The organism is Campylobacter pinnipediorum subsp. pinnipediorum, from assembly GCF_002021925.1.
Classification (GTDB): Bacteria; Campylobacterota; Campylobacteria; order Campylobacterales; family Campylobacteraceae; genus Campylobacter_A; species Campylobacter_A pinnipediorum.
Genome location: NZ_CP012546.1, coordinates 346,449 through 366,868, shown reverse-complemented (window position 1 = coordinate 366,868; position 20,420 = coordinate 346,449). Strand labels below are relative to the sequence as shown.

Below are 20,420 nucleotides of genomic sequence, written 5' to 3'. Positions count from 1 at the left end.
TTTTTTTATTATATTATTATAAAAAATTAGAAAAATCATTGATGAAAATTAAGTTTTTTGATAATGTTTTGCATAAATAATAAAAATTAAAAATTATATTTTAGATTTAAGTTTAATTTTACTATAAATTTACGTAAAAGTTATAAAATCAACAAAAATAAAATATTTTTTAAAGGAGAAGATATGGATTTTTCAAGAAGAAATTTTTTAAAATCCACCGCAACAGCTGGTGCTGCTGCAGCCTGTATTACACCTGGCTCATTGGCTAGTGTAGGGGCTGGTGCTTTAAAAGGTAGCGAGAATTTTACCAGAAGCTTTTGCGAGATGTGTTCTACTCGTTGTCCTATAGAGGGTCGTGTTATTGACGGTAAAAATGTTTTTATACAAGGAAACAGCAAAGCAAGCGGAACAAAAACTTCTATTTGTGCAAGGGGAGGCTCAGGACATAATCAGCTTTATGATCCAGAACGTATAGTAAAGCCTCTTATTCGTGCTGGAGAGCGTGGAGAGGGTAAATGGAGAGAGGCTAGCTGGGAAGAGGCTCTTGATTTGGTCGCTACAAAAATGAATGAGATAAAACAAAAATATGGCCCAGAAAGTTTTGTTTTTACCTGCAAAAGTTCAGACACACATAAACTTATGACAAATTTCGCACACTCTTATGGTTCGCCAAATGTATTTTCTCACCTTTCTTGCTGTCCTATCACATATCAAATGGTATGCTCTCATATGTATGGAGAAGCAAAACTAAAAAGAGACTATGGCAATGCAAAATATATAGTAAATTTCGGACATAATTTATTTGAGGGTATCGTTATATCTGATGCAAAAAAACTTGCAAAATTTGCTGATAAAAAAGATACAAAACTTTTAGTTTTAGAGCCTAGATTTAGTGTAATCGCATCTAAGGCTGATGAGTGGCTACCTGTAAAACCAGGAACAGATATAGCCTTTGTTATGGCTTTGATACATACTTGGATCAAAAGAGATACTTATGATAAAAAATTCATACAAGATTTTACGATAGGTTTTGATAAGGTTATTGAAGCTACAAAAGACACAACTCCGCAGTGGCAAGAAAAAATCACAGGCATACCAGCTGAAACTGTTGAACGTATAGCTACTGAAATTTACAAAGCCGCACCTAGAGTTATTATAGATTTTGGTCACAAAACTACCACAACTAGAGCTGAGTATATGAGAACTAGAGCTATTATGGTTGCAAATGCTATGATGGGTAACTGGGAGGTTAAAGGTGGTCTTTTTGGTGGCAAAAAAGCAAAAACATTTAACAAGCTTACCGGAACAAGCGATTTTCCAGAGATAACAAACCCTGATAAAAATTTCAAAGCACCAAAGATCAAGCGTATAGACTTTGCAGGAGAGGATGGAAAGCATAAATTTGTAGGTAAAAATCACGGTGTTTTGATGGATATAGCAGATAGTATTTTAAGTGAAAAACCATATCCAGTAAAAGGCTGGTTTAATATAAGATTTAACCACCTTATAAATGTCGCTGGCACGGATAAGAGCATAGAGGCACTTAAAAAATTAGATTTTATAGTAGTTAGTGATATTTACCTAAACGATATGGCTACTTTTGCTGATGTTATCTTGCCTGAAAGCACATATCTTGAAAGAGATGAGGGCATACAAGACAAGTCAAGTCAAAAACCAGCTTATATGATAAGAAATAAGATAGTAGAGCCTATCGGAGACACAAAAGATGGGGCTAGTATATTTAGAGAGTTAGCTAGAAAAATGAAAATAGACCAAAACTATACTTGGGATACTATAAGAGATTGGCGTATGCAACAAGTTAAAGGAAATGTAGATCTTCTCGCAACTCTTGAAAAAGATGGATATATCACTTGGAAAGTGCCTGGTATCTTATATAGAGAAAAAGATTCGGTTGATAAGTTTGTAAAAACATTTCCGTATGCTAGTAAATTTGTAGGCGAAAATGGGCTTATGGATACAATGGCAAAATTAAAAACAAAAAGTGGAAAGATAGAGCTATTTAGCGAAGATGTAGAAAAACAATTTCCTGGTTATGGTTGCTTAAATACAAATGATATAGATGTATTCGAAGGACATGAACTTTGTCTAACAAATGGTAAAACTCCTATTCATACAAACGGTCATACTCAAAATATTCCATTTTTAAATGATATGATGAAAAGCGCACCTATCTGGATAAACCCAAGAACAGCCGCAAAAAAAGGTCTAAAAGATGGTGATGATGTATTTTTACAAAACAAACACGGCAAAGAAAAAGGAAAAGTATTTATAACAGAGGGTATTAGAGAAGATACTTTGTTTGTATATCACGGATTTGGGCATATTACTCCAGGGATGACTAGAACTAACGGTATTGGAACAAATGATAGCAAGTTGCTTAATCCGGCCGAGGGTTTGGTTGCAGGAACTATGGTTACAAATGTCGGTGTTGATATAGTAAAAGCTTAGGGGATGATGATATGAAAAAATATTTAATGTTACACGATGAAAATTTATGCATAGGTTGTCAAGCTTGTTCGGTTGCTTGTAGAAGTGAAAACTCAGTTCCTAGAGGATTATATCGCTTGCAAGTTCATACCAAGATGATTGGAACTTTTCCGAATTTAAAGATGGATTTTTTACGACATAGCTGTGTTATGTGTGAAGATGCACCTTGTGTTGATGTTTGTCCTACAGGCGCTAGTTTTAAGACAGAAGATGGCGTAACACTCTTAAATCACAAAATTTGTGTTTCTTGCAAATACTGCATTTTAGCCTGTCCTTATGACGCTAGATTTGTTTTACCTGATGGCGAGATAGGAAAATGCACATTTTGCTATGAGAGTAGACTTGGTAAAGGCGAAGATCCAGCTTGTGTTAGTGTATGTCCTACTGATGCTCTTGTATTTGGCGACGCAAACGATGAAAACTCAGAAATTTCTAAAAAACTAAAAGAGAAAAAAGTTTATTATCCAAAAGAGCATTTAAACACACGACCAAGACTTGCTATGGTTGCAAACACTAAAGGAGAAAGCCATGAATAATATGTGGGGAAGTATGTTGCAGTATAATGAAATTTATTGGCCGTGGCCTATCGCCATTTATCTATTTTTGGCTGGTCTTAGCGCTGGCGCTATGATGGTAGCTATCATTCAAAGATGGCGTGATAAAAATGACGCGTGTTTTAAATCAGCCTCTTTGCTCGCACCGCTTAGCATAAGCATAGGTCTTGCACTTTTGGTTTTTGACCTTGGTAAGCCTTTCGATTTTTATTGGATTTTATTAAAATACAACTTTAAATCTGTTATGTCTATCGGTGTTGCTTTACTTTTATTTTATACACCTTTGGCTTTTGTGTATGCTATCTATGCATTTAGAGATGTTAAGTTTTTAGCTCCTTTTAAAAGCATTATAAACACCATCGCGAAAACAAGACTTCTAAATTTACTTGAACTACTCCTTTTTATTTTAGCTATTGGTGTTGGTGTTTATACCGGATTTTTACTAAGTGCCGTTAGCAAGATAGTTCTTTGGAACAACTATATACTTCCTATACTATTTTTGGTTTCAGGCTTTAGTTCTGGTATTGCAGCAAGTATATTTTTTGGAATTTTATCATTTAAAAACGATATAGACAAATCATCTATCGCCACACTTTTAAAGCTTGATTTATTTGCCATATTTTTTGAAATAGCCTTGATAGTGGTATTGTTTATGTTTGTATTTTCTACCAGCGAAAATGCAGCATTATTTGTAAAAAATGCTTTAACAACAGGAGGCATATCTGCAATATTTTGGATAGGTGCTGTAGGACTTGGATTATTAATGCCTATTTTAATAGACTTAACAGCATTAAAAGGGCATACTTATAAACAAGGTGTTATAGTTTTTAACACTTTTTTAGTTTTAGTTGGTGTCGTTTTACTTAGATGCTATATAGTTTATGCCGGACAAATTTTTACAGGAATTTAATGAGAATTTTACTGTTAGAAGATGATATAGAACTTAGCGAGAGTGTAAGTGAATACTTACACTCTCTTGGATATGAGGTTGATTCGGTTGCTGATGGAGCTTTAGCTTGTGATAAGATAGCAAATGGCTTTTACCATCTTTTTATACTTGATATCAAAGTTCCAAATATAAATGGCTTTGAAGTTATGAAATATATAAAAAACCTAGATATCCAAACCCCTATTATGATTATGACCTCTCTTGTTGATATAAACGATATGGCTATTTGCTATGAGTTAGGCTGTAACGAATATCTTAAAAAACCATTTGAGTTAGCAGAGCTTAAACTTAGAGTCGCAGAGCTTTTAAGAAAATATTACAATGTTGATGATAGAAATATTGTCTATCTAAACGAGGATTTTAGTTTTAATATACATAAAAGAACTCTATTTGATAAGAACAACAACGCGATAGATTTAAGCGCAAAAGAGTTACAACTTGTAGAGTATCTTATATCGCACTTAAATGTTTATGTTAGCATTGCGGACTTGATAGAAAATGTATGGGAAAACAAAAACATAGAAGAAGCAGATATCCGTATGCATATATTAAAGATAAGAAATAAAACATCTAGTAGTTTTATATCATCAAAAAGGCGTATAGGATATAAAATAGATGCTAAAAAAGCTTAAGATACCAATACTTGCATCTTTACTAATAATGCTTTTGTTTGTATTTAAGGGTTTTAACACCTTAAGTATAATCAACCAAGATGAAATTTTAAAAAATATCTTTTCAATTATGCGTTTTGAAGAAAAGGTAACTTACAATTTTATCTCAGATAAGACATTACCAAATTCAGTTATATACAACTATGCTATTTATGATACAAGCTTAAAGCCTGTATTTTCAAACTTATCAAAACAACCAAGTGATTTTAAATTTGTTACAATGCAAGAAGATGGTTATCTTTTTTATAAGAATTTCTTTTTTAAAGACAAAGTTCCTTATTTTATAGTTATATCTCAAGAAATTTCAAACAAGCACAATCTATTTATATTTCTTATAATGCTGGTTTTTACTCTTGTCTTGGTTGTTTTTATATTTTATACATTTTATATAGCAAGTGTTAGACCATACAAGCAAGCACAAAAATATATGAATAACTTTTTTAATGATGCTATGCACGAGCTAAAAACACCGCTTAGCGTGGCTAGTATAAACTTAGAAATGATAGGAATTACAAACAAACACACAAAACGTATACAAAATGCCTTAAAACAAATGCAGATAGCTTACGAAGATGTTGAATATTATATAAAAAAAGGGCATATTAAATTTCCAATAGAGAGTATAAATTTTAGTGAGTACTTAGAGCGTAGAGTTTTGTTTTTGCTCTCCATTGCTGACACAAAGGAAATTGTCATTCATAAAGAGATAGATAGTGATATATCTGTTTTGATGAGTAAATTAGCCTTACAAAGAATTATAGATAACAATATCATAAATGCCATAAAATACAGTCCAAAAAACTCAAAAGTGGTAGTTAGTCTGATAAAAGACAATGGCTTTGCTACATTTAAGATACAAGATTTTGGATACGGCATAAAAGATATAAATCGTGTGTTTAAAAGATATGAAAGAGAGGATTTAGTTCAGGGCGGGTTTGGTCTTGGACTAAATATAGTCCGAGAAATCTGCTTAAAATACGACATAAAATACAATGTAGTTTCAAAGCTAAATGAGGGTAGTATTTTTACTTATACTTTTAAGATATCTAAATCAACACTATAAAAATAAGTTTTTATCTGTCAATCACATAAAACATAAATTCAAATTTATTATATCTTAGTATGAAATTTACTAAGATTTTATCCAATAAAGCAAATCGCCAAATATTTTTTAGCACTAAAACACTTAATGTTTATATAGTATATTTAAACAATTTATAAAAATAAAATTTAGAAAGAAGTTTGTAGATGTTTGCGGATATGGTATCATAGCTTAAAATTATTGAGTGGTTTTTGCATTGTTAATATTATAATTATAAAAAGAGTTTTTGCATATGCTGGCTTAAAAATTTATGGTTTTTAATGTCAAATACAAATCGTATTTTATGGATATTTTAAAAGTTAGGAAAAATCCTAACTTTATTTGAATTATTTTAACAACTTAGCCTCATCTACAAACTTAGGCACACTTCTTACACCTGTAGCGAAGTATTTTTGTCTAAGTTTATCGATACTTTCAACCTCTTTATCGCTGACTGAGCCATCTTTAACTTCGTATTTTTCATCAAAGTATTTTCTTAGTATCTTGACCTTATCGCTATCTGATTTTGCTTTTGCTATATCTTTGTATATAAGATGTGCTTTTTGAAGAGAGCTTTTATCATGCACTGGTGTTATGATGATCTTTAGGTTTGTATCTTTTAGTGTTTTTTCTATCTCTTTTAATTCAGCTCTACAATAAGGGCATTCAGGATCACTAAACATAACTTTTGTAGGATTTTTATTATCTTTTCCTAGTGATATTATGTATTTTTTATCCTCTTCTTTATAGACTTTTGCAAGATTTTTTTCTAGCATTTGCTCGCCAAAAGATGCCTTATAGCTCATACCTTTTTTGACATCTATCACATCAGGAAATACATAATCCCCTTTTGTAAAAATCACATCGCTTTGAGTAACCTTACCATCGCTTATATTTACAATAACACTTTCTATACCCGATGAACTATCTAGCGCTTTTCTTTCTTGCACAGTAGCTTTAAGGTTTTCTGGTAAAACATTACCATAAAACTCAATTATTTGTGTGTCATTAGCACCAAATGCAAAACTAGCCGCGACCAAACTTGTCATCAAAACTTTTTTCATTTTTTTCCTTTTTAAAAATTTTTAAATTTATTATATTTGATTCTTTTAAATGTCTTTTAAATCTCTTATAAAATTTATTCTAACATATAGCCTAAACATAGTTTTGTCTAGCTATGTTTAGGGCAGGTATCACCACTTAATGCTTGACATACCAAGAGGTATGCCTGTTATGACTTCAGGTGTGTATTCTGTGATAAGAACAGGAGTTGCCGAACTTCTATCTTGACCGACTATTTTATTTGTTTTTTGTATGTATTTAAACTGCGTACTCATTATATTTTGAATGCTTTTGTATTGTATTATCTTTTGGCATAAAGGATCGCGCTTAGTCGCTTCGTTTTGTGTTATCTCTAGATATGAAGGTGTGCTATTTATCTTATCTTCTGGTATAAGTCGTATCTTTATACACTCTTTGCCATTAGTCATAAGATAGTAGTTGCCATTATATTCATTTTTCCTTATAGCACGAACGTTTGTCATATCTTCTAAGTTATCAGATAAACTTACTCGGGATGTATAGTGCATACCTATATCGCTTACAAAGGTGCTTAGGTTTTTGGCTGTATTTACTATCTCCGCATCATCTCTTGTTGCTAGAAATTTAGGAACAGCTATTGCCGATAATACACCAAGTATAACTATAACAAATACAAGTTCTATCATAGTAAAAGCTTTTTTCATCTTCAAACCTCATCTATCCAAAATTATGCTTAGTTTTTAAAATTTCGCACCGCTTCCAGTACCAAGTGAAAATTCACCAGCACCACTAAGAGAGCTTTCTTTCTTTGTATTATCATAAAAGCTAAATTTCCTGCTTTTTAGTTCCACTATACTTTGAGATTTTAATATCTTTTGACAAAAACTATCAGACGCCTCTTCTCCATCTTCTAGTTTTAGGTGTATAGGTTTTTCGCCACTCTCTTTGACAAGAGTTATCTTCATACATTTTTTACCGGCTGAAAGTATGCTGTTGTTTTCCCAGCCATATCCATATAAGACACGGACATTTGTCATATCTTTGAGATTTGGTGCTATATCTGATCTAGTAATATAATACATACCGATATCACTTATGATGGTGTTTACATTTGTTAAAGTCTTTACTATCTCAGCATCATCTCTTGTAGCCATAAGTTTTGGTATAGAGATAGCTGCTAGTATGCCAAGTATCACTATAACAAATACAAGTTCTATCATCGTAAAAGCTTTTTTCATAAATCCCTTAGCTTAGTAAAATTATGTTTATATAATCTTTTATCTTAGCATAATTTATGTAAAAATGATATAAATTTTGATATTCAAAAGTTTGATCAAGATTTAATTGAGCGGATTCATATTAAGATATAAAAAGTATTAAGCACAGCACATTGAGTGAGTTTTATAACCTAGTTAAAAACTAGGTTATAAAATATTTATTAGTAAACTATTCCACTTCCACCAAGTTCTATTGTTTTGCCATTATTGTTGGTGGCGTAAGTTATATTGCCATTCTCGCCAACAGTACCACCTAGAAGCTCGGCTATACTTCTCATCTTATAAAGTTTAGAACATATAGCTGCCGCTAAATCAGTTCCTTTTGATATAGTCAACGTTGCTCCTGTTGCTGGTGTTGCTGTTGCATCTGTTGCTTTTGTTCCAACCACTTTTATACATTTTTTTCCTGCTGAAATTAACTCAGCGGTTAAATTAGTTTTTTCATCTACTTGAACATTTGTCATATCTTTTATTTTACTGGCTAATTCACCTTGTGATGTATAGTAAGATGTAATGTCACTTACAAGTGTAGTTAAGTTTGTGGCTGCTTTTGCTACTTCAGCATCATCTCTTGTAGCTGTTAGTCTTGGCACAGCAACAGCTGCTAAGATACCTAATATAACGATCACGAAGATCAATTCGATCATAGTAAAACCTTTTTTCATGGTTTCTCCTTTTGTAAAAATATGCAATACCTTATATACATTTATATAAAGCATTTGGCGAATTATACTAATGAATTATTAAAATATTATTAATTTTAAATATTATATTACATATCTTTGCTTACTTAAATGCCTTTTGCGTGATAGATAAAACACAAAAAATATTTTATAAAATAGCTCTAAAACCAGGATACATATTTATACTTTTGATATCAATAAAATAGAAAATATGACATAGCTATAGGAGACCTTATAAATGCTGTATTTACAAAAAACCCAAATAAACAAAGTGGTTTATATTTTATAGTTTTAAAAATTTGGTAGAGTTTTAGTCTATCTACATGTATATACAAGATTTCATTATCACTTAATGATTTATGCATAAAGTCTCTCTTTGCTTAGTTGTATCCAAAATGTTTTTTGAATAGCTATAGCATTGAATTATCACTTCCTATTAAAAATTATCAATGTATTTGTGTTTAAAAACACATCTATATCATCTGTCTTACTTAAAACGAAAATTATTAGAATTTATCAAATTTTAAAGCGCTGTCCTATTTGTCTATTTGCTTCTATGGATCTTGTGATTTCATTGTTAACAATTCATAATAAATAAAACTCCTAGTCATTGCTCTTAATACAATCAGGCTTATGTCCTATTTAAAGCATCTATTGGATTTAGCTTTGAGGCATTTTTAGCTGGCATATAACCAAAAATCACACCGATAGCGGTAGATGTAACAAGTGCTACTATTATAGATGTATTTGAAAATATCATCTTATATCCCAGCAAATCATCAGCAACATATCCTACAAAATAAGAAAAGCCTATACCTATACTTCCTCCAACTATACATAAAAGCACAGCCTCTATCAAAAACTGTTGGAGTATATCTCTTGCATAAGCCCCTATCGCCATTTTTATACCTATCTCTTTTGTCCTTTCAGTAACCGAAACTAGCATAATATTCATAACACCTATACCACCAACGATAAGGCTTATAAGTGCTATGCCTGAGATTAGGATTTGCATTGTTTGGATAGTCTCTTCTACGGCTTTTTTTATGGTGTCACTATTTCTTGTAAAAAAGTTTTTTTTGCCGTGCTTTGCACTAAGCAATGCTATGATGTTTTTTTCCGCTATTTGAGCATTTACATCATCTTTTACACGAACTGTTATTGAGTTTATATATCTACTTCCTGTTAGGCGATTTATAACACTTGTATAAGGGGCATAAATTCGCAAAATACTATTATCTCTATAGCCATCATCTTCATCCAACACACCTATAACGACAAAGGGTTGTCTGTTAAAAAGCACCTTTTGTCCTATCGGGTCTTTACCTTTAAAAAGCTCTTTTACACTATTTTGATCTATGACTATAACTGAGGCTGATTCTTTTACCTCTTCTGGTGTAAAGGCTCTTCCTCTTTTTAGCTTTAGCCCATTTACTTCGAGTCCTTGCTCTCCACCACCGCTTAAACTAGCAGTAAGCGAAACCGAACCATAGGTTACAACTCCGCTTGTGTATGTGTTTGGGGTAACGGCATCTAAAAAAGCTTGTTGCTTTAGCACCTCAACATCGCTTATAGTTAGACTTCTAACTCGGTTTGAGCGCAGATCTCCAAAACCCCTGCCCGGGTATATATCTATCGTATTAGTGCCTATTTTGCGAATTCCAGCAAGTATCTCTTCTTGAGAGCCTTGTCCAAGTGCTACCACACTTATGACAGCTGTTATGCCTATGATGATACCAAGCATAGTTAAGATACTTCGCATTTTGTTTGCAAGCATTGCAGACACTGACATCTTAAAACTCTCAACCACCCTATCTTTGAAGGCTAAAAGAGATGGTTTTGATTTTATATCTTGTTTTTTATACTCAGATATTTTTTCATCTTTTGTACTATCTGATATGATAAGTCCGTCTTTTATCTCAATAACACGACTTGCATATTGTGCTATTTTGGGGTCGTGGGTTACTATTATTATCGTATGGCCTTGCTCGTGTAGCTTAGTAAGTATATCCATAACTACCAGTCCGCTTTTGCTATCTAAAGCCCCTGTTGGCTCATCTGCGAGTATGATCTCGCCACCATTTTGCAAAGCCCTTGCTATACTAACTCGTTGTTGCTGTCCGCCTGATAGCTTATTTATAGCATTTTGAGATTTTTCACTAAGTCCTAGTGTTTGTAAATTTTTTAGCGCTCTTTCTTCTCTGCTTTGCTTACTCTCTCCTGCATATATGCTAGGAAGTGCTACATTTTCAAGCACATTTAAACTTCCAAGGAGATTATACTGTTGGAAGATAAAGCCAAACTTCTTTCTTCTTAATCGTGCTAATTCATCTTTACTAAAACTAGAAATATCAGCATTATCAAGCTTGTAAACACCGCTTGTTGGGCTATCAAGACAACCTAGGATATTCATAAGTGTTGATTTACCGCTACCTGACTGACCTATGATAGCAACCATCTCGCCTCGTTTTATCTCAACACTTACACCTTTTAAGGCTTCGAACTCATTATCACCTATTTTAAAGCTTTTGTGTATATTTTCTAGTTTTATCAAGTGATTACCTTTTTATATCTTGAACCATAGAGTTTATTTCAGACTCTGAGCCTGAGCTTGTTATAACGTTATCGCCTACATCTATGCCACTTATTATCTGAGTACTTAGGTTGTTACTTATGCCTACTTTGACTTCCCTTTCTTCCACCACATCGCCCTGCTTTAAAATGCTTATAAATTTCTTATCGCCTTTTTGCTTTATAGCAAAAGCTGGGACTATCACAGCATCTTTTACCTGTGCTACATCTATGCTATTTTGAGTACTCATACCTATCCTGAGAAGTCCTGATGGATTATCAACTATGCTTTGAGCATAGTAATAAACGGCATTTTCCAAACTTGATCCATTTGTTGAGTATCTACCGTTGCTAAGTGTGGTTAGAGCTGGGTCTATAGAGCTTATTTTTGCACTAAAAGTTTTATTTGGTTCGCTTAGTATGGTATAGCTTACATTTGCGCCAACTTTTATTTTTGTTATATCGCCCTCTGCTATTTGAATTTTCATTTTTACGCGACTTAAATCGGCTATATTTACGATAGTTGGTGCTGATTGGACACTATTTAATGTCTGCCCCTCCTCTACCGCAACAAAAACTATAGTTCCATCTTTTGGTGCTACTATCTTTGTATAACCTAGGTCTATTTGGGCTGTATTTAGGGCTATTTTGGCTTGTTTTATCTGAGCTTCAAGCTCGGATACTTTTGCCTTTATAGAAGCATAGGCTGATTGTATATCTTCTAAGTTTTGCTTGCTACTAGCACCTTTTGCAAAGAGTGATTTTATACGATTTAGCTTATACCCTACCGTTTGTTTTTCTACCTTTGCGCTATTTAGCTGGGCTTCATATATAAAAAGCTGGGCTTTTCTATTATCCACCATATTTTGCTGGGTTGAGCTGTCTATCTCAGCTATCAAATCGCCTTTTTTTACATTATCGCCAAGCTTTACATATAGCTTTTTTATCTGCCCGCCAACTTGCGCGCCTACATCAATAAGCTCTGTTGCAAATATCTCTCCACTGGCTTCAACTTTTTTTGTAAGTGTTCCTAGCTCTGCTTTTTGAGTTATATAGATGATTTTTTCATCTTTTTGAAAGTAGTTTTTATATACCCAAAAGCCAATGGCTGATAATAATATACAAGCTATTATGATTTTAAATAATTTTTTCATTTTTTCCTCTTTTATTAGCTTTTATATGAATTTTAGTAGCAAAAATTAAATATTTTTTAAAATCGCCAAATAAAGATAATTCAAATGCAAATAAAATTTTAAAATTATATATATTTAACCCTATATTTGATAAAATTTTAAAAATAAAAAACAAGGCAATAATAATGAAAATTTTAATAACAGGAACAGCTGGTTTTATAGGATTTCATCTAGCAAACTTCCTATCTTCAAGGGGAGATGAAGTATTTGGGATTGATAACATAAATGACTATTATGATGTAAACTTAAAACTAGCAAGGCTAAAAAATGCTGGTTTTGATACAGATGAGATAGAAGAAAACAAGCTAATAACATCAAAAACAAAACAAAATTTAAAATTTATAAAAGCTGATTTGTGTGATTTTGATACTTTAAAAAATCTATTTGAAAAAGAAAAATTTGATTGTGTTGTAAACCTAGCAGCACAGGCTGGAGTTAGGTATTCGCTTATAAATCCAAAGGCATATATAGATAGCAATATAACGGGATTTGTAAATATTTTAGAGTGTTGCAGACACAATGAAGTTAAAAACTTGGTATATGCGAGCTCTAGCTCTGTATATGGGCTAAATACAAATATGCCTTTTTCTACACACGAAGCTGTAAATCATCCTATAAGCTTATATGCTGCAAGTAAAAAAAGCAATGAAATGATGGCACATACTTATAGTCATTTGTTTGGGTTACCTACAACCGGCCTTAGGTTTTTTACAGTTTATGGTCCTTGGGGAAGACCTGATATGGCTCTTTTTATGTTTGTAAAATCAGCCATTGAAGGAAAGGCTATAGATGTCTTTAATCACGGAAAAATGAAAAGGGATTTTACATATGTAGATGATATAGTAAAAGGCATAGTAAAGTGTGTAGACAATCCAGCAAAGCCAAATCCATCTTGGAATAGTAACAATCCAGACCCAGCAACATCAAGTGCACCATTTAAAATATATAATATAGGCAACAATAATCCAGTAGAACTTATGGAGTATATCAAAGCTATAGAGATAAGACTAGATAAAGAGATCAAGAAAAACTTTTTACCTTTACAAGCTGGAGATGTTCCTGCTACATTTGCTGATGTGAAAGATTTGGTTGATGACTTTGAATACAAACCAGACACTAGTATAAATGATGGGGTTAGAAATTTTATAGATTGGTATTGTGAGTTTTATGGCATAAAAATATAATTTTATGCCATTTATTAATTTATTTTGTTATGGTGTGAGAGAGTTTGTCTTGAACTTCACTTATCTTTGATACTATGTTGCAGTCTTGAGCATTATATCTCTTTGCTGTTTGCTTGATATCTTCATAAGCCAAGATTGTCTTATCTTGGTTTTTATATATCAAAAACTTAAGTGGTAACTCTAAGGCTATCTCGTTCGAACATTGCATTAGCAGTGTTCCCACCTTTGGCGATCCAAAAATTATAACAGTTGTATCACTCATATCAAGACCAACATCTTTTGCAAGTTTTGAATGTTGTATAACATCAAAAACTTTTAACTCTTTGCTTTTTAAAATTTCAAGAGCTTTTTTTGTAGTCTCATCAACACTTAAATTTGTTTGTAATTTTATTAAATTTGAGCTAGAAAAAGCCAAGCAAGTAAACAATGCCAAAATAAATATTTTTTTCATAAAAACAACCTTTTAAAGAATTTAAATCATATTAACATAATTTAATAAAATTTTAATTATTAAAATTTCTCAGCAAATAAAACAGCTTCAAGAGGATTGTTAAATATTTTATCATTTGTTTGTGATAAAATTTCATAAGTGCTATAACCGCAAGTAAGACTTAAAGGTATCACACCTGCATTAATGGCAGCACCTGTATCAAGAGGAGTATCGCCTACCATAAATGATATTTTTTTATACTCAGGGCTATTTTTATTAAGTTTTGTAAGTGCTAACTCAACAGGCTCTGCACTTGGCTTAGGATTTACTACATCATTTCTGCCAACAAATACAGCAAAGTATTTTCCTATCTCAAGATTATTCAAAAGAGGTGATAAAAATTTAGAACTTTTTGTTGTAACCACACCCAAATCAGCAAATTCATATGCTTTCATCACAGCTTGTTTTGCATAAGGCAAAAGTATTGTCTTTGGTAGATAGACATTTTTATAATGATCTCTATAAACATTAAAATAATTTTGCACCATATCCTGCTTAACACCAAGGCCTAAAAATATGTCTTCTAGGGTATATCCTATAAGCGACTTTGCTTTTTCTTCATCTAACTTCATCTCGCCATAAAAATCAAAAGCAACTTTAAAGCTTTCAAGTATAGCCGGAGTAGAGTCTATTAAAGTCCCATCTAAATCAAATAATATAGTTTTTTTCATGTGATTAAAAAAGGTTGCTAAATAGCAACCTTAAGAATTACTTATTAAAAGTAGCTTCAACGCGTCTGTTTTCAGCGCGTCCTTCTTTTGTGTTATTAGGAGCTACTGGACGTGTTTCACCATAACCAACTGTTTTGATTTTGTTTGCATCTACACCAAAGTATTGAAGTGCTTGAGACACAGCATTTGCTCTTTTTTCAGATAGTTTTTGATTATAAGCTTCTGCACCAACGCTATCAGTATGACCTTTTAGCAATACTCTGTAAGCTGGATTTTCAGACATAAACTCAGCTACTTTTCTAATCTCTTCTGCATAAGATGCATTAACTTTATAGCTATCAAATGCAAAGTTTACATCCAAATCTCTAAGTATTATAACTTTTTCACAACCATTTTCATCAACAACAACACCTGCTGGAGTATTTGGACATCTATCTAATTCATTTATAACACCATCGTTGTCATCATCCATAGAAACAGACTCAACCATAGGTGTTTGTTCAACCACGATAGGTTCAGGCTTAACCATAGGTGCCGGAGTGTTTTTAGCATCTAAGCCGATTGCAAATCCAAGTGTGTAAAACCAGTTGTGATCACCATGATCAAATTTGATAGCATCTTTAGCCTCTGCCTTTAAAGCAAAATTGTCTGTAACTTGAAATCTAAGTCCTAGACCATACTCACCAAAACCGCCTCTTTCATTTGCAATAAATTTTTTAGATATATCTTCATATCCAGCACCAACAAGACCATAAGCACCAACATTATCGCTAAAATCAATTAAATTCTTAACAACATCAGCATGATATCTTGTAACGTGACCTTTTCTTGTCACATTTTTTTTTGTTTTAGAATCCATTATAGTTTCTTTTATATTACGAGTATAATTCATGCCTATTTGAATTTGATCAAAAAACATATCTTCTAAATTTCTAGCCGCTGTAATTCCGATATTAAACTGATCTCTTGTTAAATCTAAATTTCCCTCTGATCTAACTCCACCAACTGTAGGAGTTACCTCATAATTATAAGCCATGTCAGCTGCAAAAATAGCACTTGCAGAAACTAAAGCTAAAGCAATCTTTTTCATAATTAAAGCCTTTCAATAAATTGTAATTTTTGTGTAAGTATCAATTATATCAAAAAATTGTAAATAAATTATTTGGGTTAAATTAACAATACAGATCAAACTATATCAATAAGCCTATTCTTGCGTTGTTTTACAACCCCAATTATCCTAGAGTCCTCGTAACCGCAATCAATAAGTCTTTGTAAAGCTTTTTTACAATCTTTTTCGCTAACAGCCAAGATAAGTCCTCCTGATGTTTGGGCATCAAAAAATAAAATATCAACATCTTTGTTTACAAACTTAGAACAAAAATCTCTATTTTTATAGCTTCCAGCTGGAACAAAACCCATATCAGCCATATCTTTTGCACTTTGAATTACAGGAACCTCTTTTTCAAAAATTTCAAACGATATATCATCTCTTCCCATTTCGCTAAGATGTCCTAAAAATCCAAAGCCAGTAACATCAGTGCAAGCATTTACACTTATATCACACATAGCATCCACTGCATAATAATTAAGCCTAGACATAACATCTACAGCCTCTTTTATCTGAGATTCGTTTAGCATATCTGCCTTTATACAAGTGCTTAAAACCCCTGTTCCAAGTGGCTTTGTAAGGATCAAAACATCTCCAATTTTTGCGGTATTGTTAGCCCAAAATTTCAAAGGATGGCATACTCCAAGAACACTAAGACCATAATACATCTCAGTTGTTTGAACACTATGCCCACCGACAATAACACCGCCGCACTCTTTTACCTTATCAAGTCCGCCTTGCATTATCTCATCAAGCACACCTGTATCAAAGTTGCAACTATCAAAGCCAACTATATTAAGAGCATTTGTAACCCTAGCTCCCATAGCAAAAATATCACTTAGTGAATTTGCTGCTGCTATCTGACCATACAAAAACGGATCGTCTGCAACTGGTGTTATAAAATCCAAGGTTTGAACCAAAGCAAGTTCATCATTTATCAAAAATACACTTGCATCTTCGTTGTTTTTAATACCTGTTAATAATCTTTCATTTCCAAGGCTTAGCTTATCTATGCTTTTGTTTAGACCCGACGGGTCAAGCTTGGCAGCTCAGCCCGCAGAACGAACAAATTTTGTTAGTTTTTTATTGTTGTATATCATAATTTAATCATCTCGTAATTACTTAGCAAATCAGCTATCTCATAAGCATTACTAATCTTACCAACTCCAAGCTTATCAACCAAACCATAAGCCTCTAAGCAACTTCCGCAACTAAGCACTTCAACACCTATACTTTCAAATTTTTTCAAAACTTCAAACGAAGCCGATGCTCTATTTGTAGTCATTTTAACAGCATTGTTTACACATAAAATAGCATAAGGTTTGTTATCTACTTGCAAAAAAGCACCAAGTAGCTTTGATAAAAGCACTTCGCCTACAACTCCGCTTCCAGCCTTATCTTCATTTAGATATATTACTTTTTTATTTTTTAAAGATAAATTGCAATCATAATCAGATATATTTATATCTGTAATTTTTGCTTTTTTATTTAAAACTATCTTTTTCTCATCACCATTTAAGTTTTCCACAACAAATTCTTGTTGTAGAGAGTTTAAAAAACGAGAGATGTTTTCAAACGGCGCTTTTTCATTTACTAAAATTTCAAGCTTATCGCCATCTTTTATCTGCTCTAGTTGTTGTTTTGTTCTTATAACAGGTTCAGGACATACAAGCCCCCTACAATCTAATTGCATTTTATCTCCTATTTTTATTATAAATTTCATTTTACAATTATACTTAAGCACATTAAATAAAAAAGCATATTTTGTAAGTTTAAAATTTCCAAAGTGATATAATATCAAAAAATAAAAATCATGTTAATTAAATGTATAAAAAAAATTGCAAACACACTTTTTGGCAATAATCATGTTTTCATTATTTGTTATATTTGATATCATAAAATTTAACTCATTAATTCAAGTATATAGTTTAAAATGGAATTTTCCTTGTTTTTACAAACAAAGGATATGGTCGTATTTTTATATTAACACTAAATTATTTATATATTCTAAAAATCAATATACCTAAATTTGATAAAAAACCAAACAAACAGTTAAAATAGAATTATTTGGTGTTATATACGATTAAATTTCTTAGAATTATAAATAAAAAGAGTAATTAGTTAAAAGATAGAGAGTTTTTCTCTATCTTTAGTTTTTTTGTTTTGTTTGTATTATTTGTTTAAACTAGCTTCAAGCATCCAAATGCTTTTTTCATAGTTAGCTATCTTTTCTTGAGCATAAGCTTGAGTTGTAGTATCGCCATCAGCTAATTCATCTAATTTTTTAAACTCACCTAATAGGTGCTTATAATCAGCTAATACTAACTCTAATACTTCTGTTGGAGTATAGCTATCTTTTGGAGTATGTGTTATATGAGACATCTTTAATAATTCATCACCTTTTACTATAGCTTTGCCGCCTAGCATTATAGCTCTTTCAGCAACATCATCAAACATATCATGCATATCTTCATAAGCTTGTTCTGTATATTCATGTATACTATAAAACTGAATTCCCTTTACATTCCAATGCAAATCATGAAGTTTTATATATAAAGCATGAGTATCAGCTTGTATTTGATTTAATTGAGCGATTACTTTTGACATTTTGTCTCCTTTATATCTTTAATAAATTATTAAAATTATATCACAAAATATTTAATACATCATAAATTAAATAATAAAAATTATTGATTAATAAAATTAATTATTTTATCTTATACCCTACACTTCCATTATAAACTATATCTTCTGCTTTTATATCATCGTTTTTAAGCATATCGCTTATATCTATCTTGTCTTTATCAAACTCAATATCTTCTTGATATGTATAAGCCATAGCCACAGAGCTAACACCGCTTATAGATTCTAACTCTTTAAATTTCTTAACCTCTTCATTTACACTATCTACAGTTATAACGGCTACTATTTTAATCCCTTCATAGGTTATAATCTCACAATCTTTTACCTCTTTTACTCTAGCCAAAACCTCATCAACCAAATTAGGCTTATCTATATATATAATCACACTTGAAATATTCAATCTATCCTCCAAAATAATAATTTTTTGTCGTAAGCGGTAGTTATAAGCTTGTTGTTGCTTATAAAAATAATATCATTTATAGCATCTTGCTTTGTATTTAGAGTGGTTATTTTTGATAAATTTCTTGTGTTTATTATATCAACATCGTTTAACTCTCCATTCACAAAAGCACCGATATTAGAATCAAGGCTTAAGCCAACGGCATAAACTAAAAATTCAGTCTTTATTTTATCCATCTTTCCATCTTTATAAACACCCGCAAACTTATCAACACTACCGCTTATCACAGTATCGTTTTTAAAATCAATACTATATATTTTATCTTTATGAATATCTAGTGTATTTATAATCTTATCTTTTAAGATGTCATAAAAATAAACCTTACCACCCTCAGTTGCAACACAAAGCATTTTTTTGTCAATACTTAATTTCATATCTGACATAGAGGCTGTGGATAGTTTGGTATTTTTATAAATTTTATTATCATTCAAGCTCAAAAAATAAAGCTCGTTACTAAGCGAGCCTAAAATCACACTTGTATCATCTAAAAAATAGGCTTTTTTTATAGACTGGTTTTGAAGTTTTTGTTTAGTAGCTATACCATTTTTTACAAGATAAATAATCCTGTCGCCAAAATCACCTTCTGCTAAAACAATCACTTTGCCATTAAGCTCATCTATGCTTAAGACCTTGGGATTGTTATTGTCATTAAAAAAATTCTTTATCTTTTTTAAAGTTAGTATATTTGTAAATTTATCATTTTTGATATCATAATCCATTACCAAGCCATCATCTGTAGCTATATAAAGATTATCATTTACAAAAGCTACATTTAAAACATTTGCATTCAGCTCTAAGGTTTTATAAGGAACTTGCAAAACATCACAAAAAGCAAAAATCATAGATATACAAATACAAAAAACAATCTTCATACTGCCCTCATTGATATTGAACTTTTAAAACATACATAAAAACATTCGCCACAATTTACACATTTATCATTTATCATAGGTCTAAATACACCAAAAAAGTTTATGGCATTAAACCTACAAACATCTTGACAATTATAACACATAACTCCATTCCAAGCTAAGCAAGTGCTTGTATCTATACTTGTTTTTGCTATTATTTTTGAAGGATTGTTTATATTTAATACACTTGTTTGATTTTGCTCACAAGCTAAGGCACAATCTTTACAAAAATTACAACCAAGCTCTTTAACTTCAAAAACAATCCTATCTTCTTTTAAGCTAAGAAGCTCTCTATCGCAGCTATCAACGCAAGGCGCCAAACAATCTTTACAATCAAACTCTCCACTAAAATAAGGTGGAGTTATAAATTTGGGTGCATTTTTATCTGCACCCAAAAATTTACCAAATAGCTCTCTACGTTGCAC

At 31.7% G+C, this 20,420-nt stretch carries 21 protein-coding genes; 6 read left to right on the top strand and 15 right to left on the bottom strand.

Annotated features, from left to right (window positions below):
- Positions 1 to 183: 183 nt before the first annotated feature.
- The 5 genes from phsA to CPIN17260_RS01860 are packed head-to-tail and all read left to right on the top strand — an operon-like array spanning position 184 to position 5,745.
- Entirely contained in the window at positions 184 to 2,469 is a 2,286-nt protein-coding gene (gene phsA / locus CPIN17260_RS01880) for a thiosulfate reductase PhsA (RefSeq protein WP_078440476.1), read from the top strand.
- Positions 2,470 to 2,480: 11 nt separating this feature from the next.
- The gene (locus tag CPIN17260_RS01875; protein WP_069637745.1) at positions 2,481 to 3,044 is read left to right on the top strand and encodes a 4Fe-4S dicluster domain-containing protein; all 564 of its coding nucleotides are present in this window, start codon (positions 2,481 to 2,483) and stop codon (positions 3,042 to 3,044) included.
- Positions 3,037 to 3,972, top strand: coding sequence for an NrfD/PsrC family molybdoenzyme membrane anchor subunit (nrfD, locus tag CPIN17260_RS01870; protein WP_069637746.1), 936 nt, complete (start codon positions 3,037 to 3,039; stop codon positions 3,970 to 3,972). The genes CPIN17260_RS01875 and nrfD overlap by 8 nt, the downstream gene beginning before the upstream one ends.
- A complete protein-coding gene (locus CPIN17260_RS01865) occupies positions 3,972 to 4,643 on the top strand; it encodes a response regulator transcription factor (RefSeq protein WP_078440475.1) in 672 nt (223 codons plus the stop codon). The genes nrfD and CPIN17260_RS01865 overlap by 1 nt, the downstream gene beginning before the upstream one ends.
- Positions 4,627 to 5,745: a sensor histidine kinase gene (locus CPIN17260_RS01860; protein ID WP_078440474.1), complete on the top strand. Its 1,119-nt coding sequence runs from the start codon at positions 4,627 to 4,629 to the stop codon at positions 5,743 to 5,745. The genes CPIN17260_RS01865 and CPIN17260_RS01860 overlap by 17 nt, the downstream gene beginning before the upstream one ends.
- Positions 5,746 to 6,110: 365 nt before the next feature.
- On the opposite strand, the gene CPIN17260_RS01855 is transcribed toward CPIN17260_RS01860, so the two are convergent.
- The 6 genes from CPIN17260_RS01855 to CPIN17260_RS01830 all read right to left on the bottom strand — a co-directional run bounded on the left by CPIN17260_RS01855 (position 6,111) and on the right by CPIN17260_RS01830 (position 12,489).
- On the bottom strand, positions 6,111 to 6,827 hold the full coding sequence (locus CPIN17260_RS01855; RefSeq protein ID WP_078440473.1) for a thioredoxin domain-containing protein: 717 nt from the start codon (positions 6,825 to 6,827) through the stop codon (positions 6,111 to 6,113).
- Between the two features lie 129 nt (positions 6,828 to 6,956).
- Positions 6,957 to 7,508, bottom strand: a complete 552-nt coding sequence (locus CPIN17260_RS01850; RefSeq protein WP_078440472.1) for a type II secretion system protein — start codon at positions 7,506 to 7,508, stop codon at positions 6,957 to 6,959.
- A 36-nt stretch (positions 7,509 to 7,544) separates the two neighbouring features.
- Positions 7,545 to 8,042, bottom strand: a complete 498-nt coding sequence (locus tag CPIN17260_RS01845) for a type II secretion system protein (protein ID WP_078440471.1) — start codon at positions 8,040 to 8,042, stop codon at positions 7,545 to 7,547.
- 200 nt (positions 8,043 to 8,242) lie between these two features.
- A complete protein-coding gene (locus tag CPIN17260_RS09335) occupies positions 8,243 to 8,746 on the bottom strand; it encodes a type II secretion system protein (protein ID WP_226996966.1) in 504 nt (167 codons plus the stop codon).
- 649 nt (positions 8,747 to 9,395) lie between these two features.
- Complete coding sequence (locus CPIN17260_RS01835) at positions 9,396 to 11,318, bottom strand: MacB family efflux pump subunit (RefSeq protein WP_078440470.1); 1,923 nt, start codon at positions 11,316 to 11,318, stop codon at positions 9,396 to 9,398.
- 4 nt (positions 11,319 to 11,322) lie between these two features.
- On the bottom strand, positions 11,323 to 12,489 hold the full coding sequence (locus CPIN17260_RS01830) for an efflux RND transporter periplasmic adaptor subunit (protein ID WP_078440469.1): 1,167 nt from the start codon (positions 12,487 to 12,489) through the stop codon (positions 11,323 to 11,325).
- A gap of 164 nt (positions 12,490 to 12,653) precedes the next feature.
- Here CPIN17260_RS01830 and CPIN17260_RS01825 point away from each other — a divergent pair, with 164 nt between their 5' ends.
- On the top strand, positions 12,654 to 13,712 hold the full coding sequence (locus CPIN17260_RS01825; RefSeq protein WP_069637755.1) for an NAD-dependent epimerase: 1,059 nt from the start codon (positions 12,654 to 12,656) through the stop codon (positions 13,710 to 13,712).
- A 19-nt stretch (positions 13,713 to 13,731) separates the two neighbouring features.
- On the opposite strand, the gene CPIN17260_RS01820 is transcribed toward CPIN17260_RS01825, so the two are convergent.
- The 9 genes from CPIN17260_RS01820 to CPIN17260_RS01780 form a co-directional block, all read right to left on the bottom strand.
- Positions 13,732 to 14,163 (bottom strand): DUF302 domain-containing protein, encoded by a 432-nt coding sequence (locus CPIN17260_RS01820; RefSeq protein ID WP_078387426.1) that lies wholly within the window; start codon positions 14,161 to 14,163, stop codon positions 13,732 to 13,734.
- Positions 14,164 to 14,222: 59 nt separating this feature from the next.
- Entirely contained in the window at positions 14,223 to 14,873 is a 651-nt protein-coding gene (locus CPIN17260_RS01815; RefSeq protein WP_069633014.1) for an HAD family hydrolase, read from the bottom strand.
- Positions 14,874 to 14,910: 37 nt separating this feature from the next.
- A complete protein-coding gene (locus CPIN17260_RS01810; protein ID WP_069633013.1) occupies positions 14,911 to 15,963 on the bottom strand; it encodes an OmpA family protein in 1,053 nt (350 codons plus the stop codon).
- Positions 15,964 to 16,058: 95 nt separating this feature from the next.
- Positions 16,059 to 17,081 (bottom strand): selenide, water dikinase SelD, encoded by a 1,023-nt coding sequence (selD, locus tag CPIN17260_RS01805; protein WP_099046650.1) that lies wholly within the window; start codon positions 17,079 to 17,081, stop codon positions 16,059 to 16,061.
- Entirely contained in the window at positions 17,078 to 17,674 is a 597-nt protein-coding gene (gene yedF / locus CPIN17260_RS01800) for a sulfurtransferase-like selenium metabolism protein YedF (protein ID WP_069633011.1), read from the bottom strand. Before yedF ends, selD begins: the two co-directional genes overlap by 4 nt.
- 479 nt (positions 17,675 to 18,153) lie before the next feature.
- On the bottom strand, positions 18,154 to 18,588 hold the full coding sequence (locus tag CPIN17260_RS01795; protein WP_069637646.1) for a Dps family protein: 435 nt from the start codon (positions 18,586 to 18,588) through the stop codon (positions 18,154 to 18,156).
- Between the two features lie 100 nt (positions 18,589 to 18,688).
- Positions 18,689 to 19,024: a chaperone NapD gene (locus CPIN17260_RS01790; protein ID WP_069633167.1), complete on the bottom strand. Its 336-nt coding sequence runs from the start codon at positions 19,022 to 19,024 to the stop codon at positions 18,689 to 18,691.
- The gene (locus tag CPIN17260_RS01785; protein WP_078440468.1) at positions 19,021 to 19,956 is read right to left on the bottom strand and encodes a WD40 domain-containing protein; all 936 of its coding nucleotides are present in this window, start codon (positions 19,954 to 19,956) and stop codon (positions 19,021 to 19,023) included. The genes CPIN17260_RS01790 and CPIN17260_RS01785 overlap by 4 nt, the downstream gene beginning before the upstream one ends.
- On the bottom strand, positions 19,953 to 20,420 hold the full coding sequence (locus CPIN17260_RS01780) for a 4Fe-4S dicluster domain-containing protein (RefSeq protein ID WP_078440467.1): 468 nt from the start codon (positions 20,418 to 20,420) through the stop codon (positions 19,953 to 19,955). The genes CPIN17260_RS01785 and CPIN17260_RS01780 overlap by 4 nt, the downstream gene beginning before the upstream one ends.

Excerpts from the sequence above, each read along its gene's own strand:
- CPIN17260_RS01785 (WP_078440468.1), bottom strand. The coding sequence starts at position 19,956 with ATGAAGATTGTTTTTTGTATTTGTATATCTATGATTTTTGCTTTTTGT.
- phsA (WP_078440476.1), top strand. The coding sequence starts at position 184 with ATGGATTTTTCAAGAAGAAATTTTTTAAAATCCACCGCAACAGCTGGT.
- CPIN17260_RS01815 (WP_069633014.1), bottom strand. The coding sequence starts at position 14,873 with ATGAAAAAAACTATATTATTTGATTTAGATGGGACTTTAATAGACTCT.
- CPIN17260_RS01795 (WP_069637646.1), bottom strand. The coding sequence starts at position 18,588 with ATGTCAAAAGTAATCGCTCAATTAAATCAAATACAAGCTGATACTCAT.
- CPIN17260_RS01875 (WP_069637745.1), top strand. The coding sequence starts at position 2,481 with ATGAAAAAATATTTAATGTTACACGATGAAAATTTATGCATAGGTTGT.
- CPIN17260_RS01860 (WP_078440474.1), top strand. The coding sequence starts at position 4,627 with ATGCTAAAAAAGCTTAAGATACCAATACTTGCATCTTTACTAATAATG.
- CPIN17260_RS01810 (WP_069633013.1), bottom strand. The coding sequence starts at position 15,963 with ATGAAAAAGATTGCTTTAGCTTTAGTTTCTGCAAGTGCTATTTTTGCA.
- CPIN17260_RS01855 (WP_078440473.1), bottom strand. The coding sequence starts at position 6,827 with ATGAAAAAAGTTTTGATGACAAGTTTGGTCGCGGCTAGTTTTGCATTT.
- CPIN17260_RS01845 (WP_078440471.1), bottom strand. The coding sequence starts at position 8,042 with ATGAAAAAAGCTTTTACGATGATAGAACTTGTATTTGTTATAGTGATA.
- CPIN17260_RS01830 (WP_078440469.1), bottom strand. The coding sequence starts at position 12,489 with ATGAAAAAATTATTTAAAATCATAATAGCTTGTATATTATTATCAGCC.
- CPIN17260_RS09335 (WP_226996966.1), bottom strand. The coding sequence starts at position 8,746 with ATGAAAAAAGGTTTTACTATGATCGAATTGATCTTCGTGATCGTTATA.
- CPIN17260_RS01820 (WP_078387426.1), bottom strand. The coding sequence starts at position 14,163 with ATGAAAAAAATATTTATTTTGGCATTGTTTACTTGCTTGGCTTTTTCT.
- yedF (WP_069633011.1), bottom strand. The coding sequence starts at position 17,674 with ATGCAATTAGATTGTAGGGGGCTTGTATGTCCTGAACCTGTTATAAGA.
- nrfD (WP_069637746.1), top strand. The coding sequence starts at position 3,037 with ATGAATAATATGTGGGGAAGTATGTTGCAGTATAATGAAATTTATTGG.
- CPIN17260_RS01825 (WP_069637755.1), top strand. The coding sequence starts at position 12,654 with ATGAAAATTTTAATAACAGGAACAGCTGGTTTTATAGGATTTCATCTA.
- CPIN17260_RS01850 (WP_078440472.1), bottom strand. The coding sequence starts at position 7,508 with ATGAAAAAAGCTTTTACTATGATAGAACTTGTATTTGTTATAGTTATA.
- CPIN17260_RS01865 (WP_078440475.1), top strand. The coding sequence starts at position 3,972 with ATGAGAATTTTACTGTTAGAAGATGATATAGAACTTAGCGAGAGTGTA.